Origin of the sequence: Mesorhizobium sp. C395A (assembly GCF_030323205.1) — a bacterium.
In the GTDB taxonomy this organism is placed as follows: domain Bacteria; phylum Pseudomonadota; class Alphaproteobacteria; order Rhizobiales; family Rhizobiaceae; genus Mesorhizobium.
Map to the genome: position 1 here is coordinate 3,118,943 of NZ_CP100473.1, position 17,837 is coordinate 3,136,779.

A 17,837-nucleotide genomic window follows, 5' to 3' on the forward strand; every position below is an offset into this window, starting at 1 on the left:
CATCTGAGACAACGTTGGCGAACGCGCCACCGACGAGATCCGCACTCATCTACAAAGCCCGCGAGCGGCTAAGGGCTTCGGTGCAGTCGTATTCCTTCCAGACCTTACCCTGAAACATCTGCTGCGCAAAATGCCTCTTAGAATCGCTTGGACCCTTGCTGGCGGCCGCGGCTCGTTCGCGGCACATCAAGGACATGTTGGGGACCTGCCAGCCGCCTGGAGAGAAGCGGATGCGCGGCGCCGGCAAGGCCGCATCGACGTGTGCAGGAAGGGATGAGCGCAAAACCGACATTGGCAGGAAAACCCGGGTAAATGCCGAGGCAAGACCGGATCTGGATGGCATCGACTCCTTCGAGGATATGGGCCTGCTTCGGCTAATCCAATCCCTTAGCGTATAAAGCATGCGATATGGACCTGTCGGATTGTTTGTATTCAAACGTCTATTGCAACGCAATATCGTCGGCAAAGAACGTCCGAATGGGGCTGTCGGCGGCTCCGTCGTGGGAACGAAAAAGAAGAGAAGCAGGACTTCCGTGTGCGATTTCTGCACGGTCTCCCGCAACGTCTGATATTACTTATCTATCCGCTCCATCCATCATGGGTGCAATTCGATCGAGCCTCACGGCTCCGATTGTGGAAGAGCAGGCCATCCGATTTCTGTCCAGCCATATCCGTCGTCACTACTACCCTCCTTCCTGCCTTCCCTTCTCGTGCACAGACGTCAGTCATAGCCGTGCTACTGCATGATCAACGTTCGGGAGCGTGCCCGCCCTTCCCTGCCCCACAATTCGAGGCCGATGTTGCCAAATATCTCGGAGACGGCGTGCTTGCCTATTTCGGGTGGCCGATGGCTTACGAGGATCACGCAGAGCGTTCCATTCGGGCTGGCCTCCAGGCCCTCGCCGCAGTCGAGGCCATCCAATCGCCCGACGGCGAGCAACTGAAGGCGCGTATTGGCATCGCATCGGGCCACGTGGTGGTCGGCGACATTGCGGGCAGCAGCGTGAACGAGCGCGCCTCAATCGCAGGGGACACACCCAATCTCGCGGCGCGCCTGCAAAGCGCTGCCGCTCCCGGTCAGATCGTCGTTGCCGACAGCACGCGTCGGCTCGCCGGGCAGTCCTTCGAGATCGAGAGCCTCGGTGAGCAGGAGTTGAAAGGCTTCAAATCGCCTATTGCCCTATTCGCGGTTCGTGGCGAGCGGGAGGTGGAAAGCCGGTTCGACGCAGCGCACGATCGCGCTTTGTCGAAGTTCGTCGGCCGAACCAGCGAAATCGGCATTCTGCTCGAGCGCTGGGAGTTGGCCGAAGCCGGCCAAGGCCAGGCGGTTTTCGTGTCGGGAGAAGCGGGCATCGGGAAGTCGCGCCTCGTGGATGCGCTCGAGGAACGGCTTTATGAGAGCCATCATGAGCTAATCCGGCTGCAGTGCTCCCCCTATCACATCACCTCAGCCTTCTACCCCATCATCCAACGCCTAAGCCGGCTTGCAGGCTTTTCATCCGCCGACAGCGAAGCCATGCGCGATGAAAAATTTCGCGCGATTGTTCAACGTTACGGGGAACATCCCTCGGAGGTCGGACCGATCTACGCCGAGTTGCTCTCGCTCGACCTCGGCGGCGCGTTCAAACCGCTCGATCTCTCCGCCCAACATCGTAAGGAACTCAGCGTCCACACATTGGCGAACCGCGTTCTGCTCGCGGCGAAGATTGCGCCGGCCTGATCGTAGTGGTTGGCCGCCTAGTCACGCATCAGGTCGAAGGCATCGCGCCGTCGATCATGGTCTGGCCCTGGGCGGTGAGTGTCTCGAGTTCAACCGCCTTGATCTCGCTGCCATCCTGTTCGCGCTGCAGGCAGCGCTGGGCATGCTCGTTGTCGTCCAGTTGCCGCTCGATCCGGTGTACAACTCGGTGGAAGACATTGGTGACGGACCAGAGCAGGTCATCGAGGTCGGGTTCGAGGCGCGTGTCGGCCAAGGTGGCGATGAGAGCGTCATAGATGTCGGCCACGGCTCCGGCCACGTGGTCGCCGCTGGGAAGCAGTCGCGGGTCGGGCTCGTCGGCATAGGGGCGCCAGCCATAGAGCTGGAGTTCGGTGAGGATGTGAGCGGTCGGAGAAGCTGCGTGGTGCGGTTCGGTGTCGTCGTGCTCGGCCATGGGATGCTCCCGTCGGTTTGACCGCGCCCCTCGCGGCCTTCATGGCGACGAGAGCCCGTGGGCGGGTTGGCCGGACACCCGAAGCGAAGCGGAGGGCCGGAGCGTAGCGAAGGATGGCGGCGGCCGGCTATTTTGCATCGCGATGGAAAGGCGTCGCACCCTATCGCTGGCTTTCGCCAGCAATCGCGCGCCGCCGGAGAATAGTCGGCCGCCGCCATTGCCTGGCCGGCGAGCTTGTGGGCTGATCGCCCTCTCGAAGGCCGGATCGCGGTTCTCTACCGCATCCAGGCAACGCCGCCGGCACCGTGCGCCGCCGCACGCTTCCCTGCCGGCTCAAGTAAACCGCTTCAGATAGCGGAGGCAGTCCTTGCGCATCAGTTGGTCCGCAATCGGGGCACGGAAGGCGGCAAGTCCGAAACGGCCGAGGTCTTCGTTGAAGTCCTCCATAGCCGGCGACAGCACGATTGCCTCGATTCCGGCGTCGGTCGCGCGCTCCATCAGGCTGTCTCTGGCACCGTCACCGGCCGGATCGTTGTCGCGGATGACGTAGAGCCGCCGCAGGTTCGGAGGGAACAGGATGGCGGCAAGATGGGCTGCCGAGAGTGCTGCAGCCATCGCCATGTCAGGCAAGGCGCATCTGAGCGACAGCGTCGTCTCGACCTTCGCCTGCCGCCATGACGCTGTCGGGTACGCCGAAGCGGACGGCGTGACTCAGAAGGTCACCCATTGCCCGACGCGGCGTGTCGACGGGTGCCTTGCCGGCGCTGTCCCGTGCGAGCCAGGTGCGGTGCGCGCCGGTCAATCCGGCGTTTAACATCCGCTGAGTGTTTTCATTTTTAACGCAATCCCCGATTGGTAGACTCTCGCGATGCATCGGCAGCTACTGGCTCCGTCGGGCCGAGGGGGAGGCCGACGGGAGTAGCAACCATGCCCTTGCAGAAACAGGACTTTCGAACCAACAGGGCCGACTATGCAATTGCTGCCAAGAGCAGCGCGGATAGCGACCGCGATGAGTTACTAGCAAGGAAAACGATGTCGCTCTGGCTCAGAGATAAGCGGTCAGCCAGATTTGCTGCAAACCCATCGGCTACCTTTCCCGGGCCCTCGAAAGCAAAAACCTTTCGCTTGAAGCGATGATAGAGGTCTCTCCGCATGTGAAAAAGCGGCGGTAGAGGACTGGAAGGAGGCTTAATCGCCCGGCCATTCAAGGATGACACTTTCCCCGGCGTTTCGTCGCGCCTCAAAAATGGAAAGACGGTCTATCGCTATCGTGCAAAGGGAATGCCTGAAATCCGCCTCCGCGGCCAGCCCGGTGATCCGGAATTCGAGGCTGCCTACAAAGGGCGACCCAGAGCCAGGGCCTGAAGGCAATTATCATCGACCTACCCGGTCGGGCGTTGCCAAAGACGTTCGGTCATGCAGCGCGGCGACTTGAAGGGACTATGGAATGGCTGGACTTTGACGAAGCAACGCAGCGGAAGAATGTCAGGCTGATTGAACGCTTCCTTGGGATGCAGGTCGAACCTGCCTACCCGCTGACTTGGCGCGATACGCCAGTAGAACATCTCGACGCCGACCATCTGCGTGCGATTGTCGAAAGCGCCTTTGCCGCCAACCGGACGGTTGCCAAGCACCTGCTGGTCGCAATCAAGAAGCTCCTGTGGGTGGGGATCGAAGTTGAGAAATGGATCAAACCGCAGAACAATCCCTCACTGTCGATCCGCGTCCGCATTCCTAAATCCACCACCAATCCCGCGTGGCCGGTCCCCATTTGTGAAAAGTTCGAGGCGCGCCATCCGATCGGCTCCCCGCCGCGCACCTGTTACGCGCTCGCCTTTTGGCTGGGCAACCGACGAGGCGATATCGCCTCGTTGCAATGGGACGATTTGGTTTTCGAGGAGATCGAACTGTTCGATGGCTCCCTAGAGGTGATCGAAGCCTTCGATTTCCGGCAGAAGAAGAGCCGCAACCGTCACGGCGGTCGCGAGATGTTTATCCCCATCCTCGACAAGCTGGCGCAAGCCTTGGCGCCGCTCGACGTTCGAAAGGCGGAACGGTACTGAAGAATGCCTATGGGCGTCCATTCGCGGAAAAGAGCCTCACCGGCATGATGGCACATTGGAACAAGCAGGCCGGCATTCCGGAGGGCTACACTCTCCACGGGCTACGCCGCACCTTCGGCACGTATCTCGCCGAATGCAACATCCAAGCGCGTGCCATCATGGAGGCGACGGGGCATTCTTCCATGACGGTGACGGACGAATATGTCCGGGAGGCTAACAAGAAGCGAATGGCCGTCGACATAGCCCGCGCCATTAACGAGCGCGAGGCCAAACGCGATGCGATGAAGCAGCGAGCGGCCCTGCGCGTCGTCAAGTAAGTGAAATCAACCGACCATGATCAGGGTCCCATATCGGGTGCCCTTTTCTTCGGGCCCATAATGGGCCCAAAACGTTTTGGGCTGAGGCATATTTCTAATAAGAAAATCAATGGCGATGGTGGGCCCGGAGGGACTCGAACCCCCAACCAAGCGGTTATGAGCCGCCGGCTCTAACCATTGAGCTACAGGCCCCACGCGCGCTGGATTAGTGTTTTTCCTTGCGCGGCACAAGGCTTTCCGGACGGGCTGGCCGAGATCGCCCAAATCAGCCCATATTCGCGCCCTAGTCGACAGGCGCGACTGGATCGCACACCGAGGAGATTTTCATGACCAGACATATTTTGCCGCTCGCACTTGCCGCCGCGATCGCTTTTCCGGCGATGGCAAGCGCTGCCGATTCGCTGCCCCCGCCCCGCATCATCGTGTCGGGTGAAGGCCAGTCGACCGTGGCGCCTGACCTGGCGCTGCTGACGCTCAGCGTCATGCGTGAGGCCAAGACCGCACGCGCGGCACTCGACGCCAACAACGACGCCATGGCCGCCGTGATCGCGGCAATGAAGTCGGCAGGGATCAAGGACCGCGACCTGCAGACCGCCGGCATCCAGATTAACCCGCGTTACAACTACACCAACAAGCCCGACGGCAGCCAGGAAGCCGAGCTTGTCGCCTACCAGGTGACCAACACACTCTCGGTGCGCATCCGCGACATCGACAAAACAGGTGAGATTCTCGACAAGGCTGTGTCGCTGGGCGTCAACCAGGGCGGCGGCATTTCGTTCTCCAACGAGGATCCGAAAGCTGCCGTCACCGAAGCCCGCAAGAAGGCGGTCGCCGATGCCATGGCCAAGGCCAAGACGCTGGCTGTAGCCGCCGGCGTCAGCATTGGCCGGGTGCTGGAAATCACCGACCAGAACGTTGCGCCGGCGCCGATGCCGATCAATGCCAAGGCCTTCGATGCGGCAGGCGCCGCGGTTCCCGTGCAGGCCGGCGAGAATGCCTACGCCGTGCAGGTAACAGTGACATTCGAGCTTAAGTAGCAGGCCGCCGGGCCGGGCGCGGTTCTGCTGAACCCGTCGGCCGGAACCGCAGATTTCCGACATGAAAAACCCCGAAGGACTGGCCTCCGGGGTTTTTTCGAGCCGCACCTTTCCGCGGAGGGAAAGGGGCTCCTGGCTAACCCTAGAAGGGTCATGCCGCTACTCCAGGCTGATCCTGGCAGAGGAACATGCCTCCGGATCGACCTTCGCAGAAGGTCGTATCCCAGACTGATCTTCGCAGAAGATCAGTCTGGTTCTCTTAGCGATAGATAACCGGGCAGCCGCGCTCATTGGCGAACACGACCACTACGCGATCGCCATACTGGCGGCCGGCGACCTTCACCACGCGGCGATTGACATCGACGATGCGGACGCGGTGCAGGCCCATGCGCTCGGCCTTGTCGAGGGCGCGATCCGGCGAGCAGCGGCGCCAATTGCGGTCACGGCGAAAGCCGTCCTCATCGTCGCCGGTGTAGACGCCGACGCGGCGGTCATGGTTGTTGCCGAAGCCGAGATAGATCGAGTCCGCCTGGGCGGGCACTGCGGCAAGGGTGCCGAGAGCTACGAGACCCGAAAGGGCTGCCGTCTTGAACGAGTTGAACATTGTCTTCTCTCCTTGTTGAGGGCTTGCGCCCGTCTTGGTCGAACCGATGGGGGGAGAATGCTCCTTGCAATCTGAACTCTTCGCGAACCGGCCGTTCATTTTCGGTTAATCTGCCCGACAGGTTGAAAGCAACCGCCCCTTCCACCGCTGCAAACGATCCTCACCGTCAAAAACGTCCAATGGCGCAGAACGCCCTATGGCAGCGTCCGTTCCAGAATGCTCAGGGCTCGTCATCGAGCATATAGTCGAAATAGTCGTCCGGCTCGGCCAGATCGGTCTCACTGGCGCGGACGCGGCCGCGCATGGAGATGCCGGCATCATGAACGGTCTCGGCACTTCCCGACACCAGCCTGTGCCACCAATAGAGGTCGTGCCCCTCGGCAACCAGCCGGTAGGCACAGGTTTTCGGCAGCCACGTGATGGTGCGCACATTCTGCGGCGTCAACCCGACACAGTCCGGCACGCGCGCCAGCCGGTTGGCATAGTCCGAACAGCGGCAGCTTTGCCCATCGAACAGCCGGCAGCCGACTGATGTCCAGTAGATCTCGCCGGTATCCTCGTCCTCGAGTTTAGACAGGCAGCATTTTCCGCAGCCGTCGCACAGCGATTCCCACTCGGTGGGCGTCATCGCTTCCAGCGTCTTGGTCTTCCAGAACGGCGTTTCCATTATGGGTCGAGATGTGGCCTCCGCATGCGGCAAGGTCAAGCTGTTGTGTGACTTCAAGTTCCGGCCGCACCATAGGAAAAACATGAAGTTGCCTTCAAAACGCCGGTCAATCGTCCTTGGGTGCGGGTAATGCCTGCAAACCGGAACCAATCCGGTCAAGGACAGTTTGGGCAGGGATGGGACCCCACAAGGAGAATTTAAGATGAAACGCCAACCACGGGTACTGGCAGGTACGGCACTTGGCCTGCTTATGGCATCCGCGCCGTTGGGCGCATCCCCGTTGCAGGGCAACGCCGTTTTCGGCCCCTTGCAGCACACGGCCGCGCCACTGATCCTGGTCCAGGACGACCCTGCTGCAGATGGTCAGCAGACCGACCAGGAACTGCCGCGCAAAAAGAAACGCCAGCAGGCCGAACAGGCAGCGCCGGCCGCCGAGCAGCCTGCACCGGCTGCAGAGCAACCCGCCCCTGCCGCCGAGGAACAACAGCCGCGCAGGAAGAAGCGGGATCAGCAGCAGACCGAGCAGGCCCCGGCCGAACAGGCCGCACCTGCCGCCGAGGAACAGCAGCCGCGCAAAAAGAAGCGCAATCAACAGCAGCAGATCGAGGCGGCGCCTGCGGATGAGGGCGGCGCCCAGGCAGCGCCGGCGACCGATGAGCAGCCGCTCAAGCCACGCAAGAAGAAGCGTGACCAGCAGCAGATCGAGGCAGCACCGGCTGAACAACCGGCCGAACAGGTAGCTCCGGCAAATGAAGAACAGCCGCTAAAGCCACGCAAGAAGAAGCGCGACCAACAGCAGATCGAAGCGGCGCCCGCTGAACAGCCGGCCCAGCAGCCTGCCGAGCAAGCAGCGCCCACCGAACAGGTGGCGCCGGCAAACGACAACAAGTCGGGCAAGAAAAAGCGCAAGCAGGATCAGCAGATTGAGGCCGCGCCTGCCGACAAAGCGCCAGACGTCAAAGTTGCGCCTGCCGGAGAGCCCGCGCCGCAGGCCGAGCCGATTCAGCCCCCGGCCGATCAGCAAGCGGCTCCCGCCGAAGGTGAACAGCCGAAGGATCAGGCGAAAAAGCACGGCAAAAAAACTGTCGGCGAACAGCCGGTGACGGGCGAACAGCAGCCTGCGACCGGTGAACCACAGCCTGCGGAGCAACCGGCCAATGCCGAGCAGCCCGCGCAAGGTGAGACGCCGGCGCAAGGCGAAGCCACGGCCAATCCAGACGAAGCACCCATCCTGGACAGCCAGAAGGATGCCAGGCGCAAGCACCGCAAGGACCAGGGCGGCAACAGCCAGAATGGCGATGGCCAAAATGGGAACGGCCAGAATGCTGGCGGCCAGACGGGCGAGCAGCCCGCGCAGGGCGGCAGCGAGGCGCAAGCCCCGAAGCCGGCTCCGGTCGACCAGGGACCGCCGCCCACCGACGACAAGTCGGCTCAGCAGGCAATTCAGCCAGAAAAGATCGCCCCGGTGACGGAGGAAAAAGGCAAACGCGTCGAGCGTGCACCCGATGAGAACGTCCGCGACCGCCGGCGTCCAAGAGGCGTCGACGTCGTCAAGGAACTCGGCGACCGCGTCATCCTGCAGTTCAACAACCAGACGATCGTGCAAAGCAATGACGCCCCGCGCATGCACCGCGGCGCCAGGAATGTTTACTACGAGGATCTGTCGGGCAACCGCACCCGCGAAATCGTCGAGCGCGACAATGGCATCCAGATCGTCACCATCCGCAACCGCAATGGCGACGTCATCAGGCGATCGCGCATCACGCCGGATGGGCACGAATATGTGCTGAGCTATGTCGACGAGCGCAGCTATGACGACGACAACGACTGGCGCGATCCCGGTGACGACCTGCCGCCGATGCGGCTCACCATCCCGCGCCGCGAGTACATCCTCGATTCGGAAGATGTCGAAAGCCCGGACGATTATTACGAGTTCCTCGAACAACCGCCGGTGGAGAAGGTCCAGCGCCTCTATTCCATCGACGAAGTGAAGCGTTCGGCGCGCGTGCGCGACATTGCCCGTCGCGTCGACCTCGACACGCTGAACTTCGAGTTCGGTTCGGCCTCGATCTCCGACACCGAAGTGCAGAAACTGGAAGGCGTCGCCACCGCCATGGAGAAACTGTTGAAGAAGAACCCGGCCGAAACCTTCCTGATCGAAGGCCACACCGATGCGGTTGGCACGCCGGAAGCAAACCTTGCTCTGTCCGACCGGCGCGCTGAGTCTGTCGCCGAAGCGCTGACCAATGCCTTCGGCATCCCGCCGGAAAACCTGACCACTCAGGGCTATGGCGAGGAATACCTCAAGGTCAACACCACGGCGCCCAACCGCGAGAACCGCCGTGTCGGCATCCGTCGCATCACCTCGCTGGTGGCACCGGTGGCGAGTAACAATTGATCTGCTTTCTAATGGCTTGAGCAGCTTTCTGGAATCAGATCGACAACAAGGACCCATCCCGGCAGATCGGGATGGGTCGAGCTGCGGACAGCAATCCGGTTCAACAAGAATTTGTACTGGTATTAGAACCGGCTCATTGAATAGAGCGGCCGCCCTCCCCAGATTCAAGGCTGGGCGTTCCCTGCCCCGTCCCGACTCCAGCGGGATGCATTGAACCCCGCCGGCCCTCCCGGCGGGGTTTTTTTGCGCCGCAATTTGCCTTGCAAACCGCGGCAAGCTGACCGAAATACCCCAGTCGACCTCAGAAAGCTCACCGGAACCGCTGCATGAAACGTCTCGAACTCGCCATCGAATCGATCATCCTCGCCTCACGCTGGCTGCTAGTGGTTTTCTACATCGGGCTGGCCCTGGCGCTCGCCGTCTATGCGCTGTCCTTCGGCAAAAAACTCTACGAGTTCGTCATGGTCGCCTTCACACTCGACGACACCGACACCATCCTGAAGATGCTCGGCCTCATCGACGCCGCACTTGTCGCCTCGCTGGTGGTGATGGTGATCATCTCCGGCTACGAGAATTTCGTCAGCCGCTTCGACGACCAGGATGGCGGCGTGCACTGGCTGGGTACGATCGATGTCGGTTCGCTGAAGGTCAAGGTCGCCTCGACCATCGTCGCTATTTCCTCGATCCACCTGCTGCAGGTGTTCCTGAATTCGTCTTCCTATATGATCGACCAGCTGATGTGGCTGACCATCATCCACCTCGCTTTCGTCGTCTCGGCGCTGATGCTGGCCTATATCGACCGGCTGATGGGACTGAGCAAAGGCAAGAAGGGCGAGGAGTGATGAGCCCCTTTCTCCCCGTTCATGGGGAGGTGAGGCTGGTCCGCACAGCGGGCGAAAAGCCAATTGCTTGGTTTTTCGAAAAACGCCGGCAGGTGGATGAGGAAGCAGCGCCGTCGGCCCGTGATTTCCGTCAGTAGATGCTTTTGACGTTCGTCGGCGAATTGGCAAATACCGCGTCCGGCACGAAAAAGTCGCCGGCCAGCGGCCCGGTCGCGCCCGGCGCATAGACCGCGAAATCGGTCACGCCCTCGGCGCGCAGCACCTCTTCATCGATGTAGAAATTGCCTGATGTCTCGCGCGATGAGCGCAGGAAGATGGCGTGTGCGGCATCGGCCATGATGTCGGGTAAGCGGCTCATCGCCGCCACCGTCGCGCCGCCGAGCAGATTGCGCACCGCAGCCGTGTCGATGGTCGAGATCGGCCACAGCGAATTGACCGCGATGCCGTCCTTGGCAAACTCGGCGCTCATCCCCAGCGTGCACATCGACATGCCGAACTTGGCCATGGTGTAGGCGACATGGTTCTTGAACCATTTGGCCTTCATGTCGAGCGGCGGCGCCAGATTCAAGATGTGAGGATTGCTTGCCAACTTCAGGTGGGGAATGCACATTTTCGACACCAGGAAGGTGCCGCGCGTGTTGATCTGGTGCATCAGATCGTAGCGCTTCATGTCCGTCTCCAGCGTGCCGGTGAGCTGGATGGCGCTGGCATTGTTGACGCAGATATCGATGCCGCCGAACTTTTCGACGGTCTTGGCAACCGCCTCAGCCACCTGCGCCTCCTCGCGGATGTCGCACAAAACAGGCAGCGCCTTGCCGCCGGCCTGCTCGATCTCCTCAGCTGCCGAGTAGATCGTGCCCGGCAGCTTCGGATGCGGCTCGGCGGTCTTGGCCGCGATCGTCACATTGGCGCCGTCGCGCGCAGCTCGCAGCGCGATCGAAAGACCGATGCCGCGCGACCCGCCGGAGATGAACAGCGTCTTTCCCTTGAGCGACATGTCTTGGCACCTCCCTTGCTACATCACTGACGCGAACCATTGCGCGGCGGCAATGCACTGCGCAAGGCCTCGGCAGCCTGCAACGGGGTTACGCAACGTAGGCTCAAACGGAAAAGGGGGTTAGACCAGCACCAGGCCCTGCCGCATCGCGATCGCGATGGCATCCGTGCGGTTCGCAGCACCCAGCTTGATCAGGATCGCGGCGACATGGAATTTCGCCGTGTGCACGGAAATGTTCAGCCGCCGGGCGATCACCTTGTTGGGCGCGCCTTCGGCCAGCAGCGCCAGCACTTCGGCCTCGCGCGGCGACAGCGCCGGACGGGCGGTAGCGCCATCGTCCAACGGCTCCTCGCCGAACAGCCCGCTATGGCTTCCGCCGTTGGCGGCGCCATCGAAATCGTCGTGGCGAGCGGGCGTCGAACGCCCATCCCTGGACACCCGGTAGCCGGCCGCCGCCAGTCTGACGGCAGCCGCGATCAGATTCGCATCCGACGCCAAAGGCAGCACGGCAAGCACCCGGTTTTCCGGCCGGCCAGCGCTCGCGGATAGCAGCACCCGTGGGATTGCGCTGTTGCCACCATCGGCCCGATCGAGCCAGGCCGCACTGTTCGCAACAGCGTCATCGACGACAGCGACGTCGGCAATCCCGCTGCCGGCCACGACCGGAAGCAGATCGTCCGCCATCGCAAGCGAAGCTGACAGGCGCTCGGCACGCGCGGCATCGTGCAGCGCGATCAGCACCACGAGCTGGCGTCCGCCGCCCGCCACCTCCGGCCCACCCGCCTCCGGTCCACTCGCCTCCGGCCTTGTGAGCGTGTCGCTTTCCATCGGCCCTCTCAGCTCAGCGGCTTTTCACCGACGTTCAACGCGACATCGCGCTGCTCGCCGCCGCGCACCACGCCGAGCGTCACCGCGGCACCCGCGCTATCCGGCCCGAGCTTTCGGATCAGTTCGCGCGGGCCGTGCACGGCCTCGCCATTCCACGCCATGATGATGTCGCCCAGCGCAAGGCCGGCGGCCTTGGCCGGACCATTGTCGTCGAGGCTCATGACCATGGCGCCGCGCGCCGCGCCGTCACGGATCGGGTGCAGGCCGGCGCCGAGATAGCCGCGCGCGACATGGCCCTTTTCACGCAGCGTCGCCACGGCCCGCTCGATCGTCTCATAAGGCATGACCAGCGCACGACCACGTGGCCCAAACAGCAGCATGCCGATCAGCGCGCCCTTGGCGTCAAGCACCGGCCCGCCCTCGAAACGGCCGCCGGCATTGACGGCGAGATTGATGCGCCGATCGATGGTGCCGCCGCGCATCGAGCGCCAGGCGGGGCCGACCTCGCCGACCGAGCCCGAGACAGCCAGCGCAGAGCCCTGACTGCTGCCGACAGCGATGGCGACGTTGCCCGGCCGCACCCCATCCGCCTTGGCGAGCGCAGGCGCCGCGGCCGCGCCGGCCGGCTTCAGAAGCGCTACGCCGGTCGACGGATCGCGACCGACCAGTTCGGCCTTCACCGCTTCGCCCGAAGCCAATGTCAATTCGATCTCCTCACCGGCCTCGACAGCTTCCTCGGCGGTGACGAAATAGCCGTCACGCCAGTGGAAGGCGCTGGCGGTGCGATGGTGATGGGTGGTGAAACTTGCCGTTGCCGGCGCAGCCTTGGCGGCGAGATCGGCGATGGCCTCGGAAAATGCATTAAGGTTGAAGTCACTCATGATGATCTCCTGGGTTTTCTCATGCCCCAGATATCGCTCGGCAGTGCGCCCGGAGGTACTCGTCTGACGGCTAGTTACTGGTTTGACTGGCCATCTGGTCAGGTCGCGGCAGTTCGAGCCGCTCCGCACATATAGTCATCATCGCGCCTGAAAACACGGAGCCCCGCCAATGGCCCTCGCCGCCCACAAATTCGAAACCGACGACACACTGCTCGACGCCTATTCGACGACAGTCGCCGACGCCGTCGACCGCATCGGCCCAGCCGTCTGCCGCATCGAGCGCGTCGGTGGCCAAGGTGGCCATGGCTCCGGCTTCGTCATCGCGCCGGACGGGCTGGTCGTTACCAATTTCCATGTCGTTGGCGATGCCAAAACGGTGCGCGTCTCTATGCCCGACGGCGCCTCCAGCGAAGGCCGCGTGCTAGGCCGCGACCCTGACACCGACATCGCGCTGGTGCGCGCCGATGGCAGCTTCACCGAAGTCGCGCCGCTCGGCGATTCCAAGCGGCTGCGGCGCGGCCAGATCGCCATTGCCATCGGCAATCCGCTCGGCTTCGAATGGACCGTAACGTCAGGCGTGGTCTCCGCACTTGGCCGTTCGATGCGCGCCTCGACCGGGCGGCTGATCGACGATGTCGTCCAGACCGATGCCGCGCTCAATCCCGGCAATTCCGGCGGACCGCTGGTGTCGTCCGCAGGCGAAGTCATCGGCGTCAACACCGCCATGATCCACGGCGCGCAAGGCATCGCCTTCGCGGTCGCTTCCAACACCGCCAACTTCGTCATTTCGGAGATCATCCGCTTCGGCCGCGTGCGGCGCGCCTTCATCGGCATCTCGGCCGACACTACCAGTTTGCCGCGCCGCGCAGCGCTCCTGTCGCAGGTGACCACCAGTACTGCGGTGCGGCTGCGCAGCGTCGAGAAAGACGGACCCGCGGCGAAGGCCGGCCTCAGGGAAGGCGACATCATCGCGGCGATAGACGGTCGCCCGGTCACCGGCGTCGACGACCTCGTGCGCATGCTCGACGCCGAACGCATCGGCCGCGAGACGCTGTGCACCGTGGTGCGCCGCACCGGCGTCAGCCAGGTGACGGTGACGCCGGTAGCAAGGGCGAGCTGAGCCCTTATCGAGGCTTGAGCACCCGCCCGAGCAGCGACACCAGCAGTCGCGCAAGGTCACCGGTCGGGTCGAGGTCGGGATCGTAGATCGTCATGTCCAAGCCGGTGCAGCGCTGGTCCGCTGCCAGCGCCGACAGAATGGCAACGAGTTCATCGGGGTCGATGCCGGGGCTGCCGGGCGAATCCACCGCCGGCATCACCGTCTGGTCGAGCACATCGACATCGAGATGCAGCCAGTAGGGACAGCCCGCGCGCGCCAGCGTCGCTCTTGTCTTTTGCAACACTCCAGCCGCGCCGAGTTCCTGCGCTGCAAAGACATCGATGCGCGTGACGGCGGTCGCATTGATGTCGGGCCAGGCAAAATCGGCATCGCGGCTCTCGCGTTCGCCGATCTGAACCACCGCCTCGTCGGCGACGAGCGGACCGACAACACCTGGCCATTGCGCCAGCAAAGCCTCGCCGCGTCCGGTGGCAAGTGCCAGATCCATGCCGGCAGCCGAGCCGAGTGAGGCATTGACATCGTAGTTGCCGGGATGGCGGAAATCGCTGTGGCCATCGACATGGACCAGGGCGACCGCGCCCGAGCGCCGCGCGGCGACCAGTGCGCCAAGCAGGATCGAGCAGTCGCCGCCGATGATCAGCGGGAACTCGCCTTGCCCAAGCGCGCCGGTGACGATCTCGGCAAGATCGAGGTTGAAGCGGCGGATCGCCGGACCATTACGCAGCCTAGTGCCCGGTTGCGGTTCGGTACTGTAGGCGGGTCTGTCGAGATCGACCACCCGCCCCGGCGCCAGCGACTCGATCAAACCAGCTTGGCTCAGCGCCTGCGGCGCACGCCAGGTGCCGGGCACATGGCCCGGCTCCAAGGGCCGAAGGCCGAGATTGGATGGCGCCCGAACAAGGCAGATGTCACGCATGCGGCAGGCCCAGCTTCAACGTCACCAACATAGACCGCATGGTGCGGGTCCGGCCACAGCGGCCGGAGCCGCTGCCGACATTTGCTGCCATCGTTCAGGCGCCCGCCGCGCCCGCCGCGAATTGCGCCTGAAATTCCGGGCTGAGCGGGATCGGCTTGATGACGTCGATCAGCACGCCATTGGGATCCCTGGTGATGAAATGGCGCTGGCCGAAGGGTTCGTCGCGCAGCGGGCACAGGATCGGCAGGCCGGCCGCAACGATCCGTTCATAGACAGCGTCAGGATCCCTCACCTCGAAATTGATCAGCAGCCCCGATGTGCGGCCGCGCCCCTCCTCGGGGATCGTCTCGTGGTCGCCCTGGACGATACCGAGATTGACTCGGCGATCCTCGGCAGACTGCAGATGCACATACCAGTCGCTCGCAAACAGCGGCTTGAAGCGGAAGTGATTGGTATAGAAGGCTTTTGTGCCGGCTACGTCGCCCGTCATCAGCACCGGATAATAGCTCGTCGTCTTCATCTTTCTTTCTCCCGTTAGCCAACATACAGTTTGCATGTAATTCGAAATAACATACAGGCTGCATGTATGCAACGAGAAACCCCGCGCCGCTCCAACCGCGACCGCACCGAAGCGACGCGCGCCGACCTGATCGCTGCGGCGCGCAAACTGTTCATCGAAAAGTCCTATGCCGAGACCGGCACGCCGGAGATCGTTGCGGCCGCCGGCGTCACCCGCGGCGCGCTCTATCACCACTTTGCCGACAAGCAGGCGCTGTTTGCCGCCGTGGTCGAGCAGGAGGCGGCGGCGGTGGCGCAAGAGATCGAGCGCGCCTCGCCGCCTTCTTTGTTTGCCCGCAATGCGCTGATTGCCGGCTCGGACGCCTATCTCGCCGCCATGCGCGCGCCCGGCCGCACGCGGCTTTTGCTGCTCGACGGGCCGGCCGTGCTTGGCCGCGCCGCCATGGATGCGATCGACAATCGCCACGGCAACCGGTCGCTGCGCGAAGGCCTGGTTGCGGCAATGCGCGAACAGTCGATGACCAGACTGCCGGCCGATGCGCTGACCGCTTTGCTCGCCGCTGCCTTCGACCGCGCAGCACTTGCCGTCGAGGCCGGCGCCTCGGCCGAAGACTATCGCGCCGTGCTCATGGCTCTGATCGATGGGCTGTCTCCGGCTCATCCTCAGGCAGGTCGTCCGGGTCGAACTCGTTGAAGCAGCCGAGCTGGCGTTTGAACTGGTCGATCAGCCAGGCCGCCGCCGGTTTCGGGCTGCGGTCGGCGCGGTGCATGGCATAGAGCGATGAGCGCACCTCGCTAAAGGGTTCAAGGTCGAGTTCGACCAGCCTGCCGCTGGCCAAATCGTCCGCGATCAGCCAGCGCGGCAACCCGCCCCAGCCCAGCCCCTCGCGCATCAACGTATGCTTGATACGCACATCTGTCAGCCGCCATGTACGATAGGCAAAGACGCCGAAGTCGCGTCCCTTGGTGCGTTCCGACTGGTCGCTGACAACCAGCTGGGTGTGCTCTCGCGCATCCTCGAGCGCCACCGGTTTCGGCAGCAGTGCCAGAGGGTGGGTGGGGGCGGCAGCCAGCACGATCGACATGAAGCCGATGCGCACGAGATGCACGTCGACCTCGCCCAGCAAGCCACCGATGCCAAGATCCGACTGTCCGCTGACGACATGGTCGGGGATCAGACCGAGCGTGCCGATATGCAGTCGCATCATCACGGTCGGGAACTGCGCCTCGAACGCCTTCAGCACCCGCACCAGCACCGGCGAGGGCAGCGCCGCGTCAACCGATAGCGCAACTTCAGCCTCCAGCCCCTGATGGTGACCGTCGGCACGCGAACGGATGCGCTGCAGCACGCCGACCATGCGCCGGGCGTCCTCCAGCATCGCCCGGCCGATTTCGGTCAGCTGCGGCTCGCGCGTGCCCTCGCGCTCGAACAGTTTCAGGCCAAGCTGCGCTTCAAGATTGGCGATGCCGTAGCTGATGACGGACTGCGCGCGGTTAAGCTTGCGGCCGGCGGCTGAGAAGCTGCCGGTGTCGGCGACCGCAACCAGGATCTGCAATTGGTCGAGCGTCGGATTGGGTTGCACGGCATACCTACTTTATGGATGGATCGTATAGAAAATATACCAGTTTTTTGAATGGGTCGGTAGGCCCATATCAGGCGGGAGAAATCAATTCCCACTGGAGAGAACCGCTATGTCTATCCTGCTTGTAACCTCGAGCCCGCGCGGCGCTGCCTCGCACTCGACCCGTATCGCTACCGAATTCGCTGAAAAGCTCGTCGCCGCCGACCCGTCGAATACGCTCGTCGTACGCGACCTCGTGGCCAACCCGCTGCCGCACATCGACACCGATTATGCGACCGGCATCTACACCCCCGTTGAAGCCCGCACGCCGCGCCAGGCCGAAGTCGTCGGCGTCTCCGACATCGTGCTTGACGAACTGTTCGCAGCCGACACCGTGATCCTGGCCACCGGCTTCATCAACTTCAACATCTCCTCAACCCTGAAGTCCTGGGTCGATCACATCTCCCGCTCCGGCAAGAGCTTCTCTTATGGCGAGGGTGGTCCCAAGGGCCTCGTCACCGGCAAGAAGGTCTATATCGTACTCGCCTCGGGCGGCATCTATTCCGAAGGTGCGGCCGTGCAGTTCGATCACGCCATCCCCTATCTGCGCGGCGTGCTCGGCTTTCTCGGCATGACCGATGTCGACGTCATCCGCATCGAAGGCGTCGGCATGGGCCCTGATGCCGTCACCGCCGCACTTGCCAAGGCGACCGCCAAGGTCGATGCCGTGGTGGCCAAGACCGCGAGCGCGCAAATCGCCGCGTAAGCACACCCCGTCATTCGCATTGAAAAGGCGGGCGCTTCGGCGCCTGCCTTCTTGCTGTCCGGGGCCGAGAGCAGGGTCCACCGGCAGATGGCGTGGTGTTCGTGGCGGGGTTTTCGATGGCTGCCAACTATTCTTGCCCGTTCATCAGCTGGCCCTCATAGGCTTGG

General features: G+C 63.2%; 17 protein-coding genes, 1 tRNA gene and 2 pseudogenes. 9 read left to right on the forward strand and 11 right to left on the reverse strand.

The window, feature by feature from the left end:
• Positions 1-733: 733 nt before the first annotated feature.
• Entirely contained in the window at positions 734-1,720 is a 987-nt protein-coding gene (locus NLY37_RS15215) for an adenylate/guanylate cyclase domain-containing protein (protein ID WP_280938679.1), read from the forward strand.
• A 20-nt stretch (positions 1,721-1,740) separates the two neighbouring features.
• Here NLY37_RS15215 and NLY37_RS15220 read toward each other — a convergent pair.
• Positions 1,741-2,153 (reverse strand): annotated as a pseudogene (locus tag NLY37_RS15220) (hypothetical protein); the annotation flags it as partial.
• A gap of 333 nt (positions 2,154-2,486) precedes the next feature.
• Positions 2,487-2,967: pseudogene (locus NLY37_RS15225) on the reverse strand (toprim domain-containing protein); the annotation flags it as partial.
• A 628-nt stretch (positions 2,968-3,595) separates the two neighbouring features.
• Here NLY37_RS15225 and NLY37_RS15230 point away from each other — a divergent pair.
• Entirely contained in the window at positions 3,596-4,216 is a 621-nt protein-coding gene (locus NLY37_RS15230) for a site-specific integrase (protein WP_245270817.1), read from the forward strand.
• Positions 4,213-4,533, forward strand: a complete 321-nt coding sequence (locus tag NLY37_RS15235) for a tyrosine-type recombinase/integrase (protein ID WP_245270812.1) — start codon at positions 4,213-4,215, stop codon at positions 4,531-4,533. The genes NLY37_RS15230 and NLY37_RS15235 overlap by 4 nt, the downstream gene beginning before the upstream one ends.
• Positions 4,534-4,649: 116 nt before the next feature.
• Here NLY37_RS15235 and NLY37_RS15240 read toward each other — a convergent pair.
• A tRNA-Ile gene (locus NLY37_RS15240) sits at positions 4,650-4,725 on the reverse strand.
• Positions 4,726-4,859: 134 nt separating this feature from the next.
• Between NLY37_RS15240 and NLY37_RS15245 the strand changes: the two genes are divergently transcribed.
• On the forward strand, positions 4,860-5,570 hold the full coding sequence (locus NLY37_RS15245; protein WP_023741130.1) for an SIMPL domain-containing protein: 711 nt from the start codon (positions 4,860-4,862) through the stop codon (positions 5,568-5,570).
• Between the two features lie 259 nt (positions 5,571-5,829).
• Here NLY37_RS15245 and NLY37_RS15250 read toward each other — a convergent pair whose 3' ends face one another.
• Positions 5,830-6,174: a hypothetical protein gene (locus NLY37_RS15250; protein ID WP_023672466.1), complete on the reverse strand. Its 345-nt coding sequence runs from the start codon at positions 6,172-6,174 to the stop codon at positions 5,830-5,832.
• Between the two features lie 220 nt (positions 6,175-6,394).
• Positions 6,395-6,841, reverse strand: coding sequence for a YcgN family cysteine cluster protein (locus NLY37_RS15255; RefSeq protein WP_023672465.1), 447 nt, complete (start codon positions 6,839-6,841; stop codon positions 6,395-6,397).
• Positions 6,842-7,043: 202 nt separating this feature from the next.
• Between NLY37_RS15255 and NLY37_RS15260 the strand changes: the two genes are divergently transcribed.
• Together NLY37_RS15260 and NLY37_RS15265 are read left to right on the forward strand one after the other, a co-directional pair.
• Complete coding sequence (locus NLY37_RS15260; protein WP_023741129.1) at positions 7,044-9,239, forward strand: OmpA family protein; 2,196 nt, start codon at positions 7,044-7,046, stop codon at positions 9,237-9,239.
• 326 nt (positions 9,240-9,565) lie between these two features.
• On the forward strand, positions 9,566-10,081 hold the full coding sequence (locus NLY37_RS15265; protein ID WP_023741128.1) for a TIGR00645 family protein: 516 nt from the start codon (positions 9,566-9,568) through the stop codon (positions 10,079-10,081).
• Between the two features lie 130 nt (positions 10,082-10,211).
• Here NLY37_RS15265 and NLY37_RS15270 read toward each other — a convergent pair whose 3' ends face one another.
• The 3 genes from NLY37_RS15270 to NLY37_RS15280 all read right to left on the reverse strand — a co-directional run bounded on the left by NLY37_RS15270 (position 10,212) and on the right by NLY37_RS15280 (position 12,787).
• Positions 10,212-11,078 carry an SDR family oxidoreductase gene (locus tag NLY37_RS15270; protein WP_023741127.1) on the reverse strand — a complete coding sequence of 289 codons (867 nt, stop codon included), beginning with the start codon at positions 11,076-11,078 and terminating at the stop codon, positions 10,212-10,214.
• 120 nt (positions 11,079-11,198) lie between these two features.
• Positions 11,199-11,906 (reverse strand): helix-turn-helix transcriptional regulator, encoded by a 708-nt coding sequence (locus NLY37_RS15275; protein WP_156933896.1) that lies wholly within the window; start codon positions 11,904-11,906, stop codon positions 11,199-11,201.
• 8 nt (positions 11,907-11,914) lie between these two features.
• Entirely contained in the window at positions 11,915-12,787 is an 873-nt protein-coding gene (locus NLY37_RS15280) for a S1C family serine protease (protein ID WP_023741126.1), read from the reverse strand.
• A gap of 169 nt (positions 12,788-12,956) precedes the next feature.
• Here NLY37_RS15280 and NLY37_RS15285 point away from each other — a divergent pair, with 169 nt between their 5' ends.
• Complete coding sequence (locus tag NLY37_RS15285) at positions 12,957-13,907, forward strand: S1C family serine protease (RefSeq protein ID WP_023689759.1); 951 nt, start codon at positions 12,957-12,959, stop codon at positions 13,905-13,907.
• Between the two features lie 4 nt (positions 13,908-13,911).
• On the opposite strand, the gene NLY37_RS15290 is transcribed toward NLY37_RS15285, so the two are convergent.
• Positions 13,912-14,823, reverse strand: coding sequence for an arginase family protein (locus tag NLY37_RS15290; RefSeq protein WP_023741125.1), 912 nt, complete (start codon positions 14,821-14,823; stop codon positions 13,912-13,914).
• Positions 14,824-14,917: 94 nt separating this feature from the next.
• A complete protein-coding gene (locus NLY37_RS15295) occupies positions 14,918-15,343 on the reverse strand; it encodes a VOC family protein (RefSeq protein WP_023741124.1) in 426 nt (141 codons plus the stop codon).
• A gap of 66 nt (positions 15,344-15,409) precedes the next feature.
• On the opposite strand from NLY37_RS15295, the gene NLY37_RS15300 reads away from it, so the two are divergent.
• Positions 15,410-16,036: a TetR/AcrR family transcriptional regulator gene (locus NLY37_RS15300; protein ID WP_023672456.1), complete on the forward strand. Its 627-nt coding sequence runs from the start codon at positions 15,410-15,412 to the stop codon at positions 16,034-16,036.
• Here NLY37_RS15300 and NLY37_RS15305 read toward each other — a convergent pair.
• Positions 15,969-16,925: a LysR family transcriptional regulator gene (locus NLY37_RS15305; protein WP_023683802.1), complete on the reverse strand. Its 957-nt coding sequence runs from the start codon at positions 16,923-16,925 to the stop codon at positions 15,969-15,971. The two genes, NLY37_RS15300 and NLY37_RS15305, sit on opposite strands and share 68 nt — an antisense overlap.
• Before the next feature lie 109 nt (positions 16,926-17,034).
• Between NLY37_RS15305 and NLY37_RS15310 the strand changes: the two genes are divergently transcribed.
• Positions 17,035-17,670 (forward strand): FMN-dependent NADH-azoreductase, encoded by a 636-nt coding sequence (locus NLY37_RS15310; RefSeq protein WP_023689756.1) that lies wholly within the window; start codon positions 17,035-17,037, stop codon positions 17,668-17,670.
• The last annotated feature ends 167 nt before the right edge of the window (positions 17,671-17,837 follow it).